This window comes from Paenibacillus sp. FSL K6-1566 (assembly GCF_038050475.1).
Lineage (GTDB): Bacteria > Bacillota > Bacilli > Paenibacillales > Paenibacillaceae > Paenibacillus_AQ > Paenibacillus_AQ lactis.
Map to the genome: position 1 here is coordinate 875,508 of NZ_JBBOSR010000001.1, position 17,471 is coordinate 892,978.

Annotated in this window: 13 protein-coding genes; 12 read left to right on the forward strand and 1 reads right to left on the reverse strand. The window is 55.4% G+C overall.

All coding sequences use genetic code 11. The features are described from left to right. Window positions 1-75: 75 nt before the first annotated feature. Complete coding sequence (locus tag NST08_RS03880; RefSeq protein ID WP_007133035.1) at window positions 76-1,152, reverse strand: LCP family protein; 1,077 nt, start codon at window positions 1,150-1,152, stop codon at window positions 76-78. A gap of 141 nt (window positions 1,153-1,293) precedes the next feature. Here NST08_RS03880 and bcp point away from each other — a divergent pair, with 141 nt between their 5' ends. The 12 genes from bcp to NST08_RS03940 all read left to right on the forward strand — a co-directional run bounded on the left by bcp (window position 1,294) and on the right by NST08_RS03940 (window position 17,393). Then, complete coding sequence (gene bcp, locus NST08_RS03885; protein WP_007133034.1) at window positions 1,294-1,764, forward strand: thioredoxin-dependent thiol peroxidase; 471 nt, start codon at window positions 1,294-1,296, stop codon at window positions 1,762-1,764. Between the two features lie 183 nt (window positions 1,765-1,947). Then, a complete protein-coding gene (locus NST08_RS03890) occupies window positions 1,948-3,288 on the forward strand; it encodes a polysaccharide deacetylase (RefSeq protein ID WP_007133033.1) in 1,341 nt (446 codons plus the stop codon). A 271-nt stretch (window positions 3,289-3,559) separates the two neighbouring features. Continuing rightward, on the forward strand, window positions 3,560-4,018 hold the full coding sequence (locus NST08_RS03895; RefSeq protein WP_007133032.1) for a DUF1641 domain-containing protein: 459 nt from the start codon (window positions 3,560-3,562) through the stop codon (window positions 4,016-4,018). A 33-nt stretch (window positions 4,019-4,051) separates the two neighbouring features. Next, entirely contained in the window at window positions 4,052-5,230 is a 1,179-nt protein-coding gene (locus NST08_RS03900; RefSeq protein WP_007133031.1) for an NAD(P)/FAD-dependent oxidoreductase, read from the forward strand. Between the two features lie 551 nt (window positions 5,231-5,781). After that, a complete protein-coding gene (locus NST08_RS03905) occupies window positions 5,782-7,557 on the forward strand; it encodes a cache domain-containing sensor histidine kinase (RefSeq protein ID WP_007133029.1) in 1,776 nt (591 codons plus the stop codon). After that, the gene (locus tag NST08_RS03910; protein WP_007133028.1) at window positions 7,535-9,091 is read left to right on the forward strand and encodes a response regulator; all 1,557 of its coding nucleotides are present in this window, start codon (window positions 7,535-7,537) and stop codon (window positions 9,089-9,091) included. The genes NST08_RS03905 and NST08_RS03910 overlap by 23 nt, the downstream gene beginning before the upstream one ends. Window positions 9,092-9,245: 154 nt before the next feature. Then, window positions 9,246-10,565, forward strand: a complete 1,320-nt coding sequence (locus NST08_RS03915) for an ABC transporter substrate-binding protein (protein ID WP_007133027.1) — start codon at window positions 9,246-9,248, stop codon at window positions 10,563-10,565. Between the two features lie 29 nt (window positions 10,566-10,594). After that, complete coding sequence (locus tag NST08_RS03920) at window positions 10,595-11,548, forward strand: carbohydrate ABC transporter permease (RefSeq protein WP_007133026.1); 954 nt, start codon at window positions 10,595-10,597, stop codon at window positions 11,546-11,548. Between the two features lie 29 nt (window positions 11,549-11,577). Then, window positions 11,578-12,411: a carbohydrate ABC transporter permease gene (locus NST08_RS03925; protein ID WP_007133025.1), complete on the forward strand. Its 834-nt coding sequence runs from the start codon at window positions 11,578-11,580 to the stop codon at window positions 12,409-12,411. A gap of 323 nt (window positions 12,412-12,734) precedes the next feature. Next, on the forward strand, window positions 12,735-13,742 hold the full coding sequence (locus NST08_RS03930) for an AAA family ATPase (RefSeq protein WP_085978431.1): 1,008 nt from the start codon (window positions 12,735-12,737) through the stop codon (window positions 13,740-13,742). After that, window positions 13,739-15,046: a DUF58 domain-containing protein gene (locus NST08_RS03935; protein ID WP_007133023.1), complete on the forward strand. Its 1,308-nt coding sequence runs from the start codon at window positions 13,739-13,741 to the stop codon at window positions 15,044-15,046. Before NST08_RS03930 ends, NST08_RS03935 begins: the two co-directional genes overlap by 4 nt. Next, window positions 15,021-17,393 (forward strand): transglutaminase-like domain-containing protein, encoded by a 2,373-nt coding sequence (locus NST08_RS03940; RefSeq protein ID WP_007133022.1) that lies wholly within the window; start codon window positions 15,021-15,023, stop codon window positions 17,391-17,393. Before NST08_RS03935 ends, NST08_RS03940 begins: the two co-directional genes overlap by 26 nt. Window positions 17,394-17,471 lie beyond the last annotated feature (78 nt).

Here is a 17,471-nt window from a genome sequence, read left to right on the forward strand (position 1 = left end):
TTCCTTTCTTCATGAAGCAGGACAGGCCGCCAAGATTCCAAGCTGCCTGTCCTGCATGCTATATAGTGTGCTAAGTTAGTTGCGGTCTGTCTCTGTGGATGTAGACGTGGACGTCGATGCAGAAGGATTACTTTCTTTGCCGGCAGGATCGCTCTCCTTGCCTTCGCTTTGGCCTTCCTCGGTCTCCGGGTCAGGATCCGGCGGGCTCATGATATCCTGAATGTACTGCTTTAAGGTGTCCGGATTGCCGACCGTCAAGACAGCTGCACCGCCGATCGTTTCTTCCTTCAGCAGCTTCATCGGAGGGACCTGCTCGCTGCCGCTCATGCTGCTCTTGTATGCGACGGTGGCCAGCTTCCACATGTCTTCGACCTCGAGATTCGTGTCGATGTAAGGGCTGACGGATTTCAAAATATCCGGCAGCTTCATAATGGACGTGGTCGTCTGCATTTTCTTGGCGACCGCCTTAATCAGCTCGCGCTGCCGCTCGGTACGGGTAAAGTCGCCCATAGCGTCGTAACGGAAACGGACGTATTGGAGCGCGGCGTTGCCGTCCAGATGCTGCATGCCTTCCTTCAGATTGATGTCATATTCATTCTTGTCCGCTTTGCTGGAATAATTCATATCCTTCTCAACGTAAAAATCAACGCCGCCGACGGAATCCACCAGCTTGATAAATCCTTGGAAGTCGGTGTAGACATAGTATTGGATCGGGATGCCGAGCAGATCGCCGACCGCCTTCATCGCGGTATTGGGACCATGGGTGATCGCCGTGTTGATCCGGTTCGGGTCATGTCCGGGTATGTCCGTGTACGTATCGCGCAGAATAGAGAACAGGTACATTTTTTTCTTAACCGGGTCGATGGAGGCTACCATCATGCTGTCCGAGCGGGGGATTTCCCCTTCCTCGAAGCCGCGGGCATCGACGCCCATCAGCAGGATATTCACCGGCTCGGTGCCTTCCCATTCCGGAGGCGCAGGGACTTTGGCATCCACCTTCTCAATTTCATGGAACGGAGAGGATTCACCGCTTTTGTTCAAGCTTTGCAGGCCGTCATAGAATGAAACTGCATAATAAGTGCCGTAGGCGATGACAGCCGCAAGTACGATACATATGCTCCATATAATCGTCTTCTTTGTTTTTTTGGTCATTGTGTTCTTCCTTTCGGATTGCGCTGGTGAATAAAATCGATAGAACATTTGAACATTCGACATTCACTCTATTATAATTTTTTTCGAAAAGACAATCAATTTTACGGGTCTAAGGTCCCGTTCAGCAGGAGGAGCTTAATCGTGAAACCATCACATGTTGAAGTAGGGAGCCCGGTCCCTGATTTTACCCTCCCGGCTTCAAGCGGAGAGAATGTATCCTTGAGCGACTTTCGCGGACGCAAGGTCGTGCTGTTTTTTTATCCGAAAAATATGACGCCCACGTGCACTGAGGAGGCCTGCAGCTTCCGCGATCACTACGGCGCACTGAAGGAAGCGGGGGCGGTCGTCATCGGCATCAGTCCCGATCCGCTGAAATCCCATGCCAAATTTATCGATAAGCATAGCCTGCCCTATTTGCTTCTTGCTGATGAAGAGCATAAGGTAAGCGAGCTGTTCGGGGTGTGGCAGTTGAAGACGATGTTTGGCCGCGAGTACATGGGGATCGTGCGCTCCACCTTCCTGATCGACGAGAAGGGGAGGCTCGCCCGCGAATGGCGCAAGGTCAAGGTGAAGGGCCATGTGGAAGCGGTCCTCGAAGCTGTGCTGTCATAAGCTATATGAAGATTTGCCCCTCCGCATGCCTGGACAGGCTTGCCGCGAGGGGCTATTTTTGTTCACCCGTCCTTCTCTCGCAATTCTCGCTAAAATATATATCGGCTGATAGTCTTTTTTCGAAAATACCTCCATATAATCTAGCAGAAAGCCGAACTCATAGAAATGATGGAGGTAGAAATCATGAATATTGTAGCGAGAGTTGCATCCATTGCCTTGTTTTTTGGTGTGTTGGCGTTACTGATAACGGTCTGGGCCGGATTTCCCGAGGGAGAAACGAAACCGGACGATATGAAGGTATATATGGAGCAGGCGCTGCTGGCTCCGGCATCCACCACGGGGGTTCAGACGAAGGCGCTGTTAGGCCAAAGCGGTGAAACGCAAATCAAGCAAGCGGTTTACACAGCGGCAGCAGGCAAGCAAGCCGCATCCGCTGCAGCAGCGCAAGCCCAGGTCCCGAAAGCTGACCCGAAAGCTGAGAAGAAGGTCTATCTTACCTTTGACGACGGTCCTTCGGATTTGACGCTGGAGGTGCTGGACATATTGCATAAGGAAGGCATTAAGGGAACGTTCTTTGTGCTTGGGGAGCAGGCTGAAGCCCGTCCGGAAATTATCAACCGCATATATGAGGAAGGACACACGATCGGCAATCATACATATGATCATCGTTATGACAAGCTTTACGGTCATTTTCAAGATTTCTGGGCGCAGATCAAGAAGACGGAGGAGCTGATCCGCTTGATTACAGGCGAACGTCCGCAGCTCGTCAGGGCGCCGGGCGGGACAGCCGGACACTTTGACCAGTCGTATTTCGACCTGATGGAGCAGGGGGGATATCGCGTATTCGATTGGAATGTCGACAGCGGGGATTCGAAACGCCGGGGGGTTCCGGCCAAGGATATCGTAAAAGGCGCAACGGCAAAGGTCAGCGGCAGCGAGGCGATCGTGCTGCTGCATGACAGCAAGGGCCATGAGGAGAGCGTGAAGGCATTGCCGGAGATCATCGGTTATTACAAAAAGCAGGGCTATGCGTTCGATGTGCTTACGCCGGAGATGCAGCCGGTCCAGTTCAAGGCGCAGCAAGGCGCGGTTAAGGCCTCGCAGCCTTCCCGGCAATGGATCAAGGATCATGTTCTGGCCAATGCCAAACTATTCGAAACGGGCCGAACGCTTGCGGTCGAGTTTGGGGCCATGGAGACTGCATTCGAGCCGGGCGAGTATAAAATGGAGGACGGGCGCTTGATGGTTCCTCTGCGCGCCTTGTCCGAGCGGCTCGGGGGGACGGTCTCCTGGAAGGCTCACAGCAAGACCGTCAGCGTGGCCCTCGGAGGGAAACGCTGGGAAGCGGACCCGCTGAGACGCTCGATAAGTCCGGCTGAAACTTGGGGGAGGCCGCTGCCGTCCGATGTGCGCCTGATCGGCGGCACGGCCTGGATTCCGCTCCGTGACGCCCTTGCTGCATCCGGGCACCCTGTTACAAGAGTGACATATGAAGATGGCGAGATTCGAGTCATAACTTTGTAGTCGGAATTTGTATTTTATGTTTGTAATTATGCTGCACAAGTTATAGACTAGTACTTAGAGATAATAATCACAATCCCTGAGAACGTTATTCGTAAAGGAGGGGGGAGCCATCCCCCTGCCTTTATTTTGGCGCGAGTGAGTCACCTTGAAGTTCACACTTTATGTCAGTGATGCATAATAGATACCGGTTATCCCGAAATTAAAGCTAACCGGTTCGATCGTCGCCAAGTTCATCTTGGGAGTTCACTTAAAGAAAAGGAGGCAATTCTCTATGACAGAAACATCTAACCCGCAACCGTCCGAAACGCCGGATAACGTTGCAGGAAACCAGGCCAGCCGTCCTGATGTGCTGCTCGAACAATTGCTAAAGCCTGAGGTACAGGAATCGCTGACTACGCTCGTGGATAACCTGCCTAAGCTTACGGAAATGCTCACATTCTTCACGAAGGCTTATGATTTCGGCAAGTCCGTAGCTACTGATCCGGTGCTGGCGGAAGACACCATGGCTTCTCTCGCTGGATTCACGAAGCCTGTTACCGACAAGGCAAAAGCAATTGCGTCTGCCGCAATCGAAGCCGGCGACCGTATTCATGCCCAGGGTGATCATGCGCAAATCGGCGTATTCGGTCTGATGAAAATGCTGAAGGATCCTCAAGTTCAAAAGGGTCTTCGCTATGCTCAGGCTTTTCTTGACGTTCTGAACGAGCGCGACCAACAGAACAAGCGTTAATTCCATATATCTTAAGAAGAACGGAGGATGGTCATGTCTAAACATATTTTAATATTGGGCGGGGGCTACGGCGGCTTGCTGAGCGCACTTTCTGCGCGCGAGCATTTTGGCGTCAACGACGCTAAAATTACGCTGGTCAACCGTTTCCCAACTCACCAGATCATTACAGAACTGCATCGATTGGCAGCAGGCAACATCGCAGAGAAAGCAGTGGCCCTGCCGCTGGATAAATTGCTTCGCAACGCCAACGTGGATCTTCGCATTGGCAACGTCAAGGAGATCAAGCCGGATGAGCGCTCGGTATCCTTGGATGACGGCGGAAACTTTACTTATGATATTCTCGTTATCGCACTGGGCAGTGAAACTGCATTCTTCGGCATTCCGGGACTTCAAGAAAACAGCTTCATTCTGAAGTCGGTGAACGATGCGAATCGTCTGCGTGCCCATGTGGAATCCCGCATCGCGGAATATGCTAAAACGAAGAACAAGGCCGATGCAACGATCGTTGTCGGCGGCGGCGGCTTGACCGGCGTCGAGCTTGTCGGCGAGTATGCGGATATGCGCAGCGAGCTTGCACGCAAGCACGGGCTCGATCCACAGGAAATTACGCTCTACTGCGTAGAAGCGGCTCCTTCCATTCTGCCAGGCTTCCCTGCAGAGCTGGTTGACCGTGCTACAACAAGCCTGCAGAAGCGCGGCGTGAACTTCCTCACCGGCTTGCCGATCACGAAGATGGACGGTACAACCGTTGAGCTGAAAGACGGCAGCACCATCGAAACAAGCACGCTGGTATGGACCGGCGGCGTACAGGGTAACTCCGTTGTAGCGAACTGCGGTATCGAAGTGAACCGCGGTCGTGCGGTCGTTAACGAGTACCTGCAATCCGCTTCCCATCCTGACGTGTATGTCGCTGGCGACAGCGCGGTTGTTATGGGACCGGAAGGCCGTCCATACCCGCCGACAGCACAGCTGGCATGGCAGATGGGCGAGCTGATCGGCTACAACATCTTCGCGAATCTGAACGGCGGCGCACAAGCTTCCTTCGAGCCGGTATTCTCCGGTACGCTGGGCAGCTTGGGACGCAAGGATGCCATCGGAACGATCGGCGCGAACAAAACGCAATTGAAAGGTTTGCCTGCGACGCTGATGAAGGAAGCGAGCAACATGCGCTACCTCTCTCACATCAATGGATTGTTTACGCTGGCATACTAAGCCGAAGGCTTGCATGAATATGAATTTAAATCAAGAGATGGGCCCTGATATTGGGGTCCGTCTCTTTTTTGCGTTTGCGGTGAGGGAAGGCAAAAAACATAAGAAGATGGACATAGGGACAATCTTTGTCAAACATATTACGATGAATACACTCCGGACGGACCTTACTTGAAGTTGAGGTTTCGCGGGGGGGCCAGAAGGAGACCGGAGCGGGAAGAGGATGGGCGGAAAGGAAAGGGGAGCAGTAGCAGCCGGAAGCGAACGCATGGGAGGTTGAGGTAGGGGAAGGGGAGCAGGAGCAGCCAGAAGCGAACGCGAGGAAGGAAAGGTAGGAAGGGAAGGGGAGCAGTAGCAGCCGGAAGCTAACGGACGCTGAAGGAAAGATTGGAAGGGAAGCAAGGAAAGGAGGGGCCGGAGGGAACCAACATAAGGTACAGATATGCCTGGAAGCTTGTCGACAGATGTACAAGAACACAAAAGCCTCTTAAGTTGAAAGCGCTGTCAAAAAAATGTAATTCATGTTCTGATCTGGTAGAGGAGGGAGTTTGCATATGCGGGGATACCGCCGTCTTCATTCAATCGTAACACAGCTGTTTTTGTTCTTTTTCATCGGTACGACATTGCCGGTTCTGATGATGGGCTTCCTATCCTTCCACAAGTCGGCATCCATCGTGGAGGAGCAGGTGGGCAAGGTGGCATCGCTGACGATTACCCAGGTCAGCGACAAGCTGAATATGTTCTTCAAGAAGCTGGACGATTCCTCGATGATGGTGCTGAACAGCAAAGTCGTCCACGGCATTTTGGAGGATCCGGATCTCAGCCAATATGACCTGAACCTCAAGGTTAAAGAGGGCAAGGATCTGCTGACCTCCATTATGATCAACTCGCCGGAAATCATCGACGTGTACGTCTTTGATATCAAGCGGAACAATTCCGTCCTCAGCGCCGACTCGCTGATGTCCATTCCGAGTCAATGGGAATCGGCGTGGTTTCAGTCGATTTTGGAGGCTCGCGGGCAAACGGTGTGGTTCGGTCTGTCCGACACCTCCTATCTGAAGCAGACAAGCATGGGGTTTCCGGTATTTGGGCTTGGAAGGGCGATCCGCAGCTGGGATACGGGGGAGATCGTCGGCGTCATGTTCTTCGAAATTATGGGGGATGTGCTTATTGACGAGCTGAACCACGTCCAGTTCGGGGATACGGGTTACATGTATGTCGCCAACGACGAGAACCGCTTCTTCTATCATCCAGATCCGGCCATGTACGGGAAGCGCTCCCCTGTGGAGCTGCCGACAGGGCCGACGGAATACGAGTGGAACGACAAGAAAACGCTGATGATCCCTTCCCGGCTGAATAACGGCTGGCATGTCGTAGGAATGGTTCCGCTTAAGGAGCTGACGGCCGATTCGGCCAGCATCCGCAGCTTTACCGTATGGATCGTGCTCGGCTCGATGCTGGCGGCCATCGGGATCGGATACTACATGACGCGGAAAATCGGCAATCCGCTCGTTCATTTAAGCCGGCTGATGCGCCGCAGCGAAGCCGGGGACTTGAGCGTCCGGTGCCGCAATGTCGGTCCAAGCGAGATCGGTCAGCTCGGCAGAAGCTTCAACAAGATGATCGAGCAGATTGACCTGTTGATCCAGCGGATTGCCGCAGAGGAATCGGAGAAGAAGAAAGCTGAAATCCGGGCTCTTCGCTATCAGATCAATCCGCATTTTCTATATAACACGCTGAACTCCATCCGGTGGATGGCCAAGCTGAACCGCACCAATGATGTCGACAAGGCCGTAGCGGCGCTCGTGCATCTTCTTGAAGGCAGCCTGGGGCGCAGCGGGGTATTTATACGCCTTGGCGATGAGCTGGAGCTTCTTCGCCAATATATGATCATCCAGAAATACCGCTATGACCATCCGATTGAGCTGGTCGTCGACTGTCCGGCTGGCATGGATGACGTGCAAATTCCCCGCATGCTGCTTCAGCCGATTGTGGAAAATGCGATTTTCCACGGGATTGCGCCCCTGGACGACAAGGGGGTCATCCGGGTTGTCATCCGGCGGCAGCAGGAGGATGCCATGATCCACATCGAGGACAACGGCATCGGAATCGAGCCGGAGAAGCTTGCCGGGCTGCTGGATTATGAGCGCAACCGCTCCAAGCAGGGAATGACCCACATCGGACTGTCGCATGTCCATCAAACCGTGAGGCTGTATTACGGCAGTCGTTACGGCTTGAACGTCGAGCGGAAGGAAGAGGGAGGCACGCGGGTGACCATCTTGATTCCGGCGAACGGAGGGGATATTCATGTACAAAGTGCTGCTCGTTGATGACGAAGCGATTGCCCGCACAGGGCTCCGGACCACTTTTGACTGGGAGGGATACGGCTATCGGTTGGTCGGGGAGGCATCGAACGGTCAAAAGGCTTTGAAGTGGATCGAGGCGGGAGAGGTCGACATTCTGATTACGGACATCGCGATGCCGGTCATGGACGGGCTTGAGCTTACCCGCCGGACAAGGCAGCTATGCCCATGGGTGAAAGTGCTGCTGCTCAGCTGCCACAGCGATTTTGAATACGTCCGGGAAGGCATTCGGCTCGGCGCGGCCGATTACATTCTGAAGCCGACGCTCGATTCAGCGTCGCTGAAGGATGTGCTGGAGCGGATGCGGCAGAAGCTGGAGGAAGAGAAGCGCCTTGAGCGTATCGTAACCGAGCATGAGCGGCAGCAGCGGGAACAGCGGAAACGGGCCGATGAGAAGACGCTGTATATGGCATTGCACGGGGAAGCTGCCGCCCTGGAGAACTTGGCCGGGTTCCGGAGTGACGGCCAATTCGTCGTGGCAGTCTGCCGACTGGACGGAGGGCCGAGATCAGACGGCTTCGGAGCAGCCCCGTTGGACGGAGAAGAAGAAATGGAACGATTCAAGAGCTGCTTATATGAGCAGCTGCCGGATGCGCTTGCGGTCCGAACGGGACCGGATTTACTGGCGGTCTGGGTGCCCGTTGACGGCATGGAGCGTTCAGAGGATCCTCGCTGCGATCATCTCCTCCGTCCGCTTGCCGCCTTCGCCACCATCGGGCTCAGCCGCCGGTATGCCGGGCCCCAGCGGCTCGCCGAGGCCTACGTAGAGGCGAGTGCAAGCCTGGAAGCCTCTTTCTTTTACCGGGAGGGGCGCATCTTTCACGCGGAGGATATTGGTGCCTTGGGCGACCGTGGCGGACCGGAGCAGGCAAAGCCCGAGCTGCAGGCCTTGAGGGCTGCGCTGGCCGTCGGAAACCTGCCGAGGTGCGAAGTGCTTCTGCAGTCGGTAATGGAGCGATGGATGCCGTCCCGAATGGGGAAGCAGGAGGTGCTCGTTGAAGCGGAGGAGCTTCTTGGCATGCTGTCCACGTACAGCCTGTCCGCCCTGCCGATTGTATCCCCGGCGTTTGAGCTAACCCGGCTTCGGTCTGTCGAAGAGGTGCGGAGCGTCATGCTGGACGCGTTTCAGGCGGTTCGGGACGAGCCGAATCGCGGTCCGTTTCCGGAAGCCACGCTTCACGAGCGGATCGTCCTTCAGGCCATTTCCTATATTAACGCCCATTACACGGAGCCGATCTCCCTTCAGGAGGTCGCCGATGAAGTCGCCGTAAGCCGGAATTACTTCAGCGAGCTGTTCAAACGGGTGACGGGGAGCAATTTTATCGACTACGTGATCGATCTTCGGGTAAAGCGTGCCAAAGAGCTGCTGGCTGCAACCTCGCTCAGGGTGTATGAGGTGGCGGAGCTTTCAGGATTTAACGATGTGAAGTATTTCAGCAAGCTGTTCAAGAAGCTGGTCGGGATGACGCCGGCCGAGTATCAGGGATTGAACCGCAAATGACAAGGCGGCAGCAGGTTTCTTGCAGGATCGGAAAAGAAGCCACTTATTCGGAACATAATCCGTTCCAAAGCTTTTTGCCAAAATTTTATAATTAAAGCGTTTACAAGAGTCTTTTCAGGTTAGTCCAAATCGGTCGGAAACGGAGGAAATGAAAATGACAAGAACGCGTAAAAGAGGGGCATTGCTTGCTGTCATTCTAGTGCTGTCCATGCTGCTTCAAGCATGCGGTGGCGGTGAATCGGATGGGGGCGGCTCGGCAAGCGGCGAGAAGGTCAAGATCAAATGGGCGACATGGGGCAACCCCGGGGAGCTCACCCGATTTCAGGAGATGACGAAGGACTTCAACAAGCGGCATCCGGAGATCGAAGTGGAGTTTATTCCGATTCCCGGCGAGTATGACCAGAAGATTTTGACGCAGCTGACAGGCGGAACGGCTCCGGATATTTTCTATGCCGGCGACGGCCTGATCGTTAAGCTGATCGAAAACCAGAGCATCGAGAACCTGACCCCGTATATGGAGGCTCCGGACAGCCTCATCAAGAAAGAGGACTACTTCGAAGGACTATGGGGGGCGGCGGTCCGGGACGGACAGACGTACGGGGTTCCGGTGGATTGCAACCCGATGGTGCTTTGGTACAACAAGAAAGTACTCAAAGAAGCGGGAATTACCGAGATGCCGGCGGAGCTGCAGGCAAGCGGGCAATGGACCTGGGACAAGTTCAAGGAGATGACCGATAAGATCCGGGCGAGCAATAAGTACGGCTACGTGCTGGATAACTCCTGGAACAGCTACCACAGCTGGGTTACCTCCAACGGCGGCCGGGTGTATGACGAGAACGGAAATTTCGTCGCGGCCGACGATCCGAAGGCGAAGGAAGCGTTCCAGTTCCTGTATGACAACGTAAAGTCGAAGAATATCACGTTCTCCGGCACGCTGCCGAAAGGACAGGGCGGGGATGCCATGTTCATGTCCAATCAAGTAGGCTTCGTGGGTGCCGGGCGCTGGTATCTCCCATTGTTCAAGAAAAATGAGAGCCTTGAATACGACGTCGTTACCTGGCCGACCAATACGGGCAACAAAATCGAGCCGGCCGGCATTCCTACGGCATACCTGGTGATGAATAAAGCCTCGAAGAATAAAGAGGCCGCGTATACGTTCTTCTCCGAATATTTGAATAAAGACGGCCAGCGTTTCCGCCTGCAGGGCGGCGGCAATGCGGTTCCGTCCGTCGCAGGCACCGATGAAGTCGTGCTCGAGGGCAATCTGCCGGAGCATGCCCAGTTGTTCCTCGACGCGCGCGAGGTCGGTTATGCGCTGACGCCGTTCGAGGCCGGCATCCCTGGGCTAAGCCAGGATATTACTTCGAAGTTCGAAGCGTTATGGCTGAAGAATCAGGAGCTTGATAGCTCGCTTAAGGATATACAGACCATGGCCAACCAGAAGATCCAGGATTACAAGAACAGCAAAAAATAATCCAGCTCCGAGAGGAAGGGTGAGTAGACATGAACGTGCAGCCTGCAGGAAGCCCGGGAGCCGCCCCTTCTCCGGAGCGGCTCCCGGAGAGAAGGGGCTCTTCCCTGAGCAGCAAAACATCCGAAGGATTGTGGGGATATTTATTCATTTTCCCGCAACTGCTAGGACTGGTCGCTTTTTCATTAATTCCGCTCGTCTCGGCCTTCGTGATCAGCATGATGAATTGGGACGGGATGGGGACGAAGCAGTTCGTCGGCTTTCAGAACTTCATCGGCCAGCTTCGGGACGAGGAGTTTCGCATCGCGCTCGTCAATACGGTGTACTACACCATTCTGTCCGTGCCGACAGGGATCGTGCTGGCGATGCTCGTTGCCGTCGGCTTGAATCGGGTTCGCGGAAAAATCCTTTACCGGCTGATCTATTTCATGCCGAACATCACGATGTCGGTAGCGGTCGCCGTCGTATTCATGTGGCTGTTCAACGCCGACTTCGGCCTTATCAACATGTATCTGAAGCAGTGGTTCGGCATTACGGGGCCGTCATGGCTGACCGATTCGAGATATGTCATGCCTTCGATCGCCATGCTAAGCGTGTGGATGGGGCTTGGAGGCAACATGGTGCTGTTCCTGGCCGGGCTACAGGGTATCTCTAGAAGCTATTATGAAGCGGCTGAAATCGACGGGGCCGGCAAATGGCAGCAGCTCATCCACATTACGATTCCGCTGCTGTCGCCGACCACCTTTTTCGTGACCATTATGTCGATTATCGGCTCCTTCCAGGTGTTCGACCAATCCTTCGTCATGACGTCCGGCGGTCCGGCGAAAGCCAGCTATACCCTTGTCTATCACATTTATGAAACGGCCTTTGCGGACTTCACCTTCGGCAAGAGCACGGCGGCGGCGGTCATCCTGTTCTTGATGATTCTGTCCCTGACCCTGTTCCAGATGAAGATGTCGAGGCGCTGGGTTCATTACGAGGATTAATGGACGTAAGAGGAAGGAGGAGAAGCTACATGCCGTACCGAGGATTGCGGGCGTCGACCGTCCTGCTGCACACCGTCCTGATCATCGGCGCCTGCATCATGGCCTTGCCGTTCGTATGGATGGTGCTCAGCTCGCTCAAGGATTTATCCCAGGTGTTCGTCGTGCCGCCCAAATGGATTCCGGACCCGTTCGTCTGGTCCAACTACAAGGACTCCCTGACGGCGCTGCCCTTCGGGAGAGCTTATCTGAACAGCTTTTATATCAACGTCATCGTGGTGGTATCGCAGCTCGTAACCTGTTCGATGGCCGCCTATGCTTTTGCCAAAATATCGTTTCCGTTCCGGGAGCCGCTGTTTATCCTGTTCCTGGCCACGATGATGGTGCCGGGGCAAGTCACGATCATCCCCCTGTACCTCATCATGAAAAATATCGGTTGGCTGGATACGCATCTGGCAATCATCGTTCCCTCCGCCCTGCTCAACGCCTTCGGCGTGTTTCTGCTCAGGCAGTTCTTCAGAGGCATACCGAAGGAGATGGAGGAGGCGGCCATCGTGGATGGTGCGAACCGGTGGACCATCTATGCGCGAATCATGCTGCCGCTTATTAAGCCAGCCTTGTCGGCGCTTGGAATCTTCACCTTTCTCGGGATGTGGAACAATTTCTTCAACCCGCTGATTTTTCTCAGCAGCACGGACAAATTTACCGTGCCGATGATGCTGAACCTGTACCGGGGCATGTATTCCACGGACTGGACGCTGATGATGGCGGGTGCTTCCATCGCGCTGATTCCGGTGTTGATCGTATATATCATCGGGCAGAAATATATCATCGAAGGCGTGACCCTGTCTGGAATTAAGGGGTAGATTACAGCAAGGGGTTCATAAAGGAAACGAACGCACGAGCCGGAGCAGGCCCGTAAGAGGAAGCGATAGCCGCTTTCTTCTTGCGGGCTTTCTTCTGTCCGCTATCCACAAAATAAAGCCGAGCTATGCTCCGATGCTGATGCACTATCGATGCTTCTCATAGCGGCAGACCGGATTTGAACCTTACGGAATTTCCTGCTAACACCGCTATTCGCCTCATTGCCGATGTCTATCTTGGAGTCATCTTGGAAAACCTATTCATAGATTCATAACTAAGGCTATCAACTATGTTTTGTTCTATGAATATGGAAGGTTGGAGGGTGATGTTCTTGCTGCGTTCATCCATGATGGAAGAGGAGCGAATGGATCCCGAGTGGGCTCCGGACCTGCTCGGTAAAGTTAGAAGCCGGATCGGCAGCGTCATTGTCGGGCATGAGGAACAGATTTCGCTCACTATGATCGCACTGCTGGCCGGTGGGCATGTGCTGCTGGAGGATGTTCCGGGCGTTGGGAAGACGATGCTGGTCAAAACGGTGGCCGCGTTGATCGGCTGCGATTTCAATCGGATTCAGTTTACGTACGATTTGATGCCGGGGGATATTACCGGTGCCTCCGTTTATTATCCGCATTCGGGAGAGTTTGTCTTTCGCCCCGGACCTCTCATGGCGAACATCGTGTTAGCCGATGAAATTAACCGGGCATCGCCCAGGGCGCAGTCTGCGCTGCTGGAAGCGATGGAGGAGGGCAGGGTCACCGTCGACGGCCGGACTTACCCGCTGCCCGCCCCATTCTTCCTGCTTGCAACCCAAAATCCCTATGAATATGAGGGGACGAGCCGGCTGCCGGAAGCCCAGCTCGACCGCTTCCTCATGAGAATGTCGCTGGGCTATCCCGATATGGAAGGTGAGATGGTGCTGCTGGATCGGAGGAGCAGCAGCGCCATGGCGGATAAATTGAAGCCATTAATGGCAGGCTCCGAGCTGATGGCGATGCAGCAGGCGGCGGCGCGGGTGTTCGTTGATGAGAGCATCAAACGCTACATGGTCAGCGTCGCTGATGCATCCCGCCGGCAGCGGGGAGTGGCGCTTGGCATCAGCCCGCGGGGCACCTTGGCCTGGTACCGGGCGTCCCAAGCATCAGCCTATATGGATGGGAGAATGTACGTCATTCCGGATGACTGCCTTCGCGTTGCCGTCCCGGTGCTTGCCCACCGGATTCATATGAATCATGAAGGACGGGCTGCGGGACTGACTCAGCAGGAGATGGTGAACGCCATCCTTGCCCAGTTCGAGCTCCCGCGCCAGCGCAGCCGGAAAGGCGGCTCGCGGTGAAGCGGGAGCTGGCGGATTGGATGAGAGCTTTGGCCATATGGCTCGTAGCGCTGGGTCTTTATGTGTGGCTGGGGGGCGAAGCTCTCCGGCTGCTGTGGCTCGCGTGCACGCTGGTTCTGATCGGAGGGGCCGCGCTCAGGCTGCTCGGACCGTCCCGGATTACCGTTAGCCGGACATGTACTCCGGCATACATCTATAGGGGAGACTCCGCTCATGTCACAGTTCGGATTGATTATAAAACCGTGCTGCCCGTGCCTTGGATGATGGTTCAGGATACGATCGGAGGCTGCTCGCATCGGAAACTGCTGTTTCCCGGATTACGCAAAAATCTCACTTACAGCTATCAGCTTGACCGGCTTCCCCGCGGCATCTGGACGGAGGCCTCCAGCGAAATTGCTTGGGGGGACCTGTTCGGATGGTTCCGGTTCAGCCGTCAGCTTGCCGGTGAAATGACCGGGATTTCCGTTCTTCCCCGGCCGGCGGCTGGCCCTGAGCTTCAAGCTGTCCCCCGCGGCGGGTCAGCCGATCGGGAGGATGAACGGACCTTCGCGAAGAGGCGGACGGACATTCGGGGCAGCGGCCTGCGGGATTATATTCCCGGGGATCCGATGAACCGGATTCACTGGAAAAATTCCGCCAAGCTGGGGCGTCTGCAATCGTTCCTGCCGCAGGAAGGGAGCGGCATCCGCCAGGGTATCGTGTTAGATACGAAGCGCCAAGGTGTTTTTGGAAGAGAGGGAGGCACGTACGAGGAGGCCTTCGAGGATACGGTTGCTGTCGCAGCCGGGTTCCTCTGTCAGCTTCATGACCGCCGAGTACCTTACAAGCTATGGACAAGCGCGTACCAATCCCTGACGCCTGTGTCCGAATATAGAGGCGATAACGCTGCGCAAAGGCGGGATATCCTCCTTCCGCTGGCATCTGTCCGGATATCGGGCGGGGTAGAAGCGGCTGATCCTCATGAGGAATACGCGCGGATGTCGACGGATGTATTGGAGAGGGATACGGCTTGGACGATTATAACAGGGACCATGAATGAGCAAGCGGCCCTGCTTGGAATCAAACTGCTGAATAGCGGTGTTCGGGACGTTACGATATGCTGCTTGCGCAGCGGGCAGCAGCGGACAGCCATCCGCATTTCCGGGGATGGCGGGCATCCGTTTCGTTCGACGGGACAGGAGCGGGCCGAGGAGTATTACCGCCTGGGAGGAAGGCTGGTTATTGCTGGCGGAATACCGGAAGCTCCGGCAGATGGATCGTTGAAGGGAGGGAATGGGAATGGATCCGGTCAGCTTGCACGATAAGGCGGAAGAACGCGTTGGGCCCGGGAGCCATCCCGCCGGGCATTTCCGTTCTTCCCTCGTTTCCAGAACGTTTCCCGGGACCCTGCTTCAGCGTGCGCTCATTACCCTGCCGGTAGCAGGACTGCTGTCGGAGTGGCTGCTCCCGCTGCAGGCCGTTAACGGGGCGGGCGGGGACCTGATTCTGCAAGCACTGGCTCTTCTTGCGGCGATTCTTCTCCTTCAAGGCCTGTCCACCTGGCGTGAATGGGTGTGGCTGCCGCTGAACGCTTTGCTGGTCATTTGGCTGTGCGCCCAATTGTTTAACTACGCCAATCCGCTGGAATGGCTGCACGAATATGCTTCGGTCATCCTTCCAGGGGATGCGGCGGGCGTCATAAACACGCGGGCGTTTACCGGGCTCAGCGAGGAGAGCAGAACGATGGTTCTCTTGATCGGCTGGGGCATCATGGTATCGGCCATTCATATGCTATCCCTTTACCGCCTGTCCGTCTGGCTGTTCGGAGGCTCGACGCTGGTCTATTTGGCCGTGCTTGCCTCCGTGTCGGAGCGAAGCTTGTATTCCGACATGGGGCTGGCTATGCTCTACCTTCTGATGGCTCAAGGGCTGATGCATATTGTGAGGCTGGGCCGGGAAGCCTCAGATGATGAAGCAAACCGGAGACGAGCTGTTCATTCTGATGGAGATGCAAACCAGAGACGAACTGTTCATTCGGGTACTTGTACAAACCTGAGGCCATCTGGTCAGTATGCGTCTCTGCCCATGCTGCGCTGGAGCATGGCCGTGATCGTGACGGCCGTACTGGCAATCGGGGCAGCCCGTCTTGGCGGATCCTTCAACGAGCCTTATGAAGGCGCAGGCTTGACGTTAACGGATCTCGCTGAGCGGATCTCGGGCATAGGGGAGCACGTCCGGGAGGCGGCGGAGGATGCACTGCCTGCCGCGCGAATGATCGGATACTCACCTGTGATGGGCGATTTGGGAGGTCCGCTATCGATGAGCGATGAGGTGTTCTTCACGGCGAAGTCTCCGATTCCGACCTATTGGCGGGGCGAAGCCTATAGCTTGTACGACGGCCGGAAATGGGACCAGGATCGCGCCATCCGAACGACTGCTAAGCTGAGGGACAATTTAAGGGACAAGCTCCCCTTCTGGGAGCGGTCAGAAGGACGAACACTGGTGCAGACCCTGCAGTTTGAGGAGCCTTCCCAGGTGAAGCCGCTGCTGGCCGGAGGAATTATTTCCCGGGTATCTGATGTACAAACTGCCGGAGGGAAGCGGGAGCCGGGGCTCTCTGTGGAGCGGATGTCCGAGACCGTCTCCATGCAAGGGGAGGCTGCACTATCCCGCTATACCGTGGAATCCCTATATATCCAGCCGGATATGCAAGGTCTTCGTGCTTCAGCCGGCAAAGATCCGTCGTATATGAAAGAGCTGTATCTGCAGCTCCCTGATTCACTCCCCGGCAGGGTCCGTGATTTGGCGAAGACGGTTACGTCGGATGCTTCGAACAGGTATGAAATGGTCAAGGCTATCGAATCCTATTTGGAGCGGAACTATACGTATACGCTGCAGACGGCCATCCCCCCGGAGGGCAGCGACTTTACCGATCAGTTTCTGTTTGAGTCGAGAGAAGGGTACTGCGCGCATTTTGCAACGGCGATGACCGTCATGCTGCGAAGCGAAGGAATCCCCGCCCGTTACGTGACCGGATTTGCGCCGGGTGAACCGGTGGAGGGGAAGGAGCATACGTACCGCGTTGCCGAAAAGAACGCCCATGCCTGGGTGGAGGTATTTTTCCCCGGAACGGGCTGGGTGATGTTCGACCCTACCCCTGGATTCGGCACCGAGCCTTCCACGCCTCCAGCGACATCGGACGAGATTACGGCTTCGCATCTGCCGTGGTCCGGCTTATGGGATCGTATGCTGGATGCCGCCGCCAACGTGCTGATGCTGATCTCTACCCTTGGGCCTGTTTCTTTTGGAGCAGGGCTTTTGATCCTCGTTCCGACGGCTGCGGCAGCGATCTACTGCATTCCGTCCATTCGGGAGAGGCTTTTCTTCCTGATGCTGTCAAGCCGGATCGCGGTCTCTCCAAGGGAAGGGCTTGTCTCTGCCTCGGCTCCCGTATGGGAGAAAATCCAGCGCAGGTTCGGAGCGTTCGAGAGGGGCCAGACTGTCCGTCAATATATTTCGTCGTTATCGGTTACGGATGAGGCTTTCCGGCTTGAATTAATGCAGTTTGCCTGGCGCTGGGAGAGGGCGGCTTTTCAAAATGAACCGTGGACCCGGACGGAAAAGGTACACTTTTTACGCCAGTGTCTTCGAATTGTCAAAAAACTGGCATGAAAACGAAGGGGCCTCTTTCTTGACGGTATGAATTCGGGTTGCGTATAATTAATTTCATTAATCAAGGGAGGCCCGGTA

Bases quoted from the DNA above. Each gene is read 5' to 3' on its own strand.
- NST08_RS03925 (WP_007133025.1), top strand. From the start codon at position 11,578: ATGCCGTACCGAGGATTGCGGGCGTCGACCGTCCTGCTGCACACCGTC.
- NST08_RS03895 (WP_007133032.1), top strand. From the start codon at position 3,560: ATGACAGAAACATCTAACCCGCAACCGTCCGAAACGCCGGATAACGTT.
- NST08_RS03920 (WP_007133026.1), top strand. From the start codon at position 10,595: ATGAACGTGCAGCCTGCAGGAAGCCCGGGAGCCGCCCCTTCTCCGGAG.
- NST08_RS03915 (WP_007133027.1), top strand. From the start codon at position 9,246: ATGACAAGAACGCGTAAAAGAGGGGCATTGCTTGCTGTCATTCTAGTG.
- NST08_RS03905 (WP_007133029.1), top strand. From the start codon at position 5,782: ATGCGGGGATACCGCCGTCTTCATTCAATCGTAACACAGCTGTTTTTG.
- NST08_RS03880 (WP_007133035.1), bottom strand. From the start codon at position 1,152: ATGACCAAAAAAACAAAGAAGACGATTATATGGAGCATATGTATCGTA.
- NST08_RS03940 (WP_007133022.1), top strand. From the start codon at position 15,021: ATGGATCCGGTCAGCTTGCACGATAAGGCGGAAGAACGCGTTGGGCCC.
- NST08_RS03900 (WP_007133031.1), top strand. From the start codon at position 4,052: ATGTCTAAACATATTTTAATATTGGGCGGGGGCTACGGCGGCTTGCTG.
- NST08_RS03930 (WP_085978431.1), top strand. From the start codon at position 12,735: ATGTTCTTGCTGCGTTCATCCATGATGGAAGAGGAGCGAATGGATCCC.
- NST08_RS03890 (WP_007133033.1), top strand. From the start codon at position 1,948: ATGAATATTGTAGCGAGAGTTGCATCCATTGCCTTGTTTTTTGGTGTG.
- NST08_RS03910 (WP_007133028.1), top strand. From the start codon at position 7,535: ATGTACAAAGTGCTGCTCGTTGATGACGAAGCGATTGCCCGCACAGGG.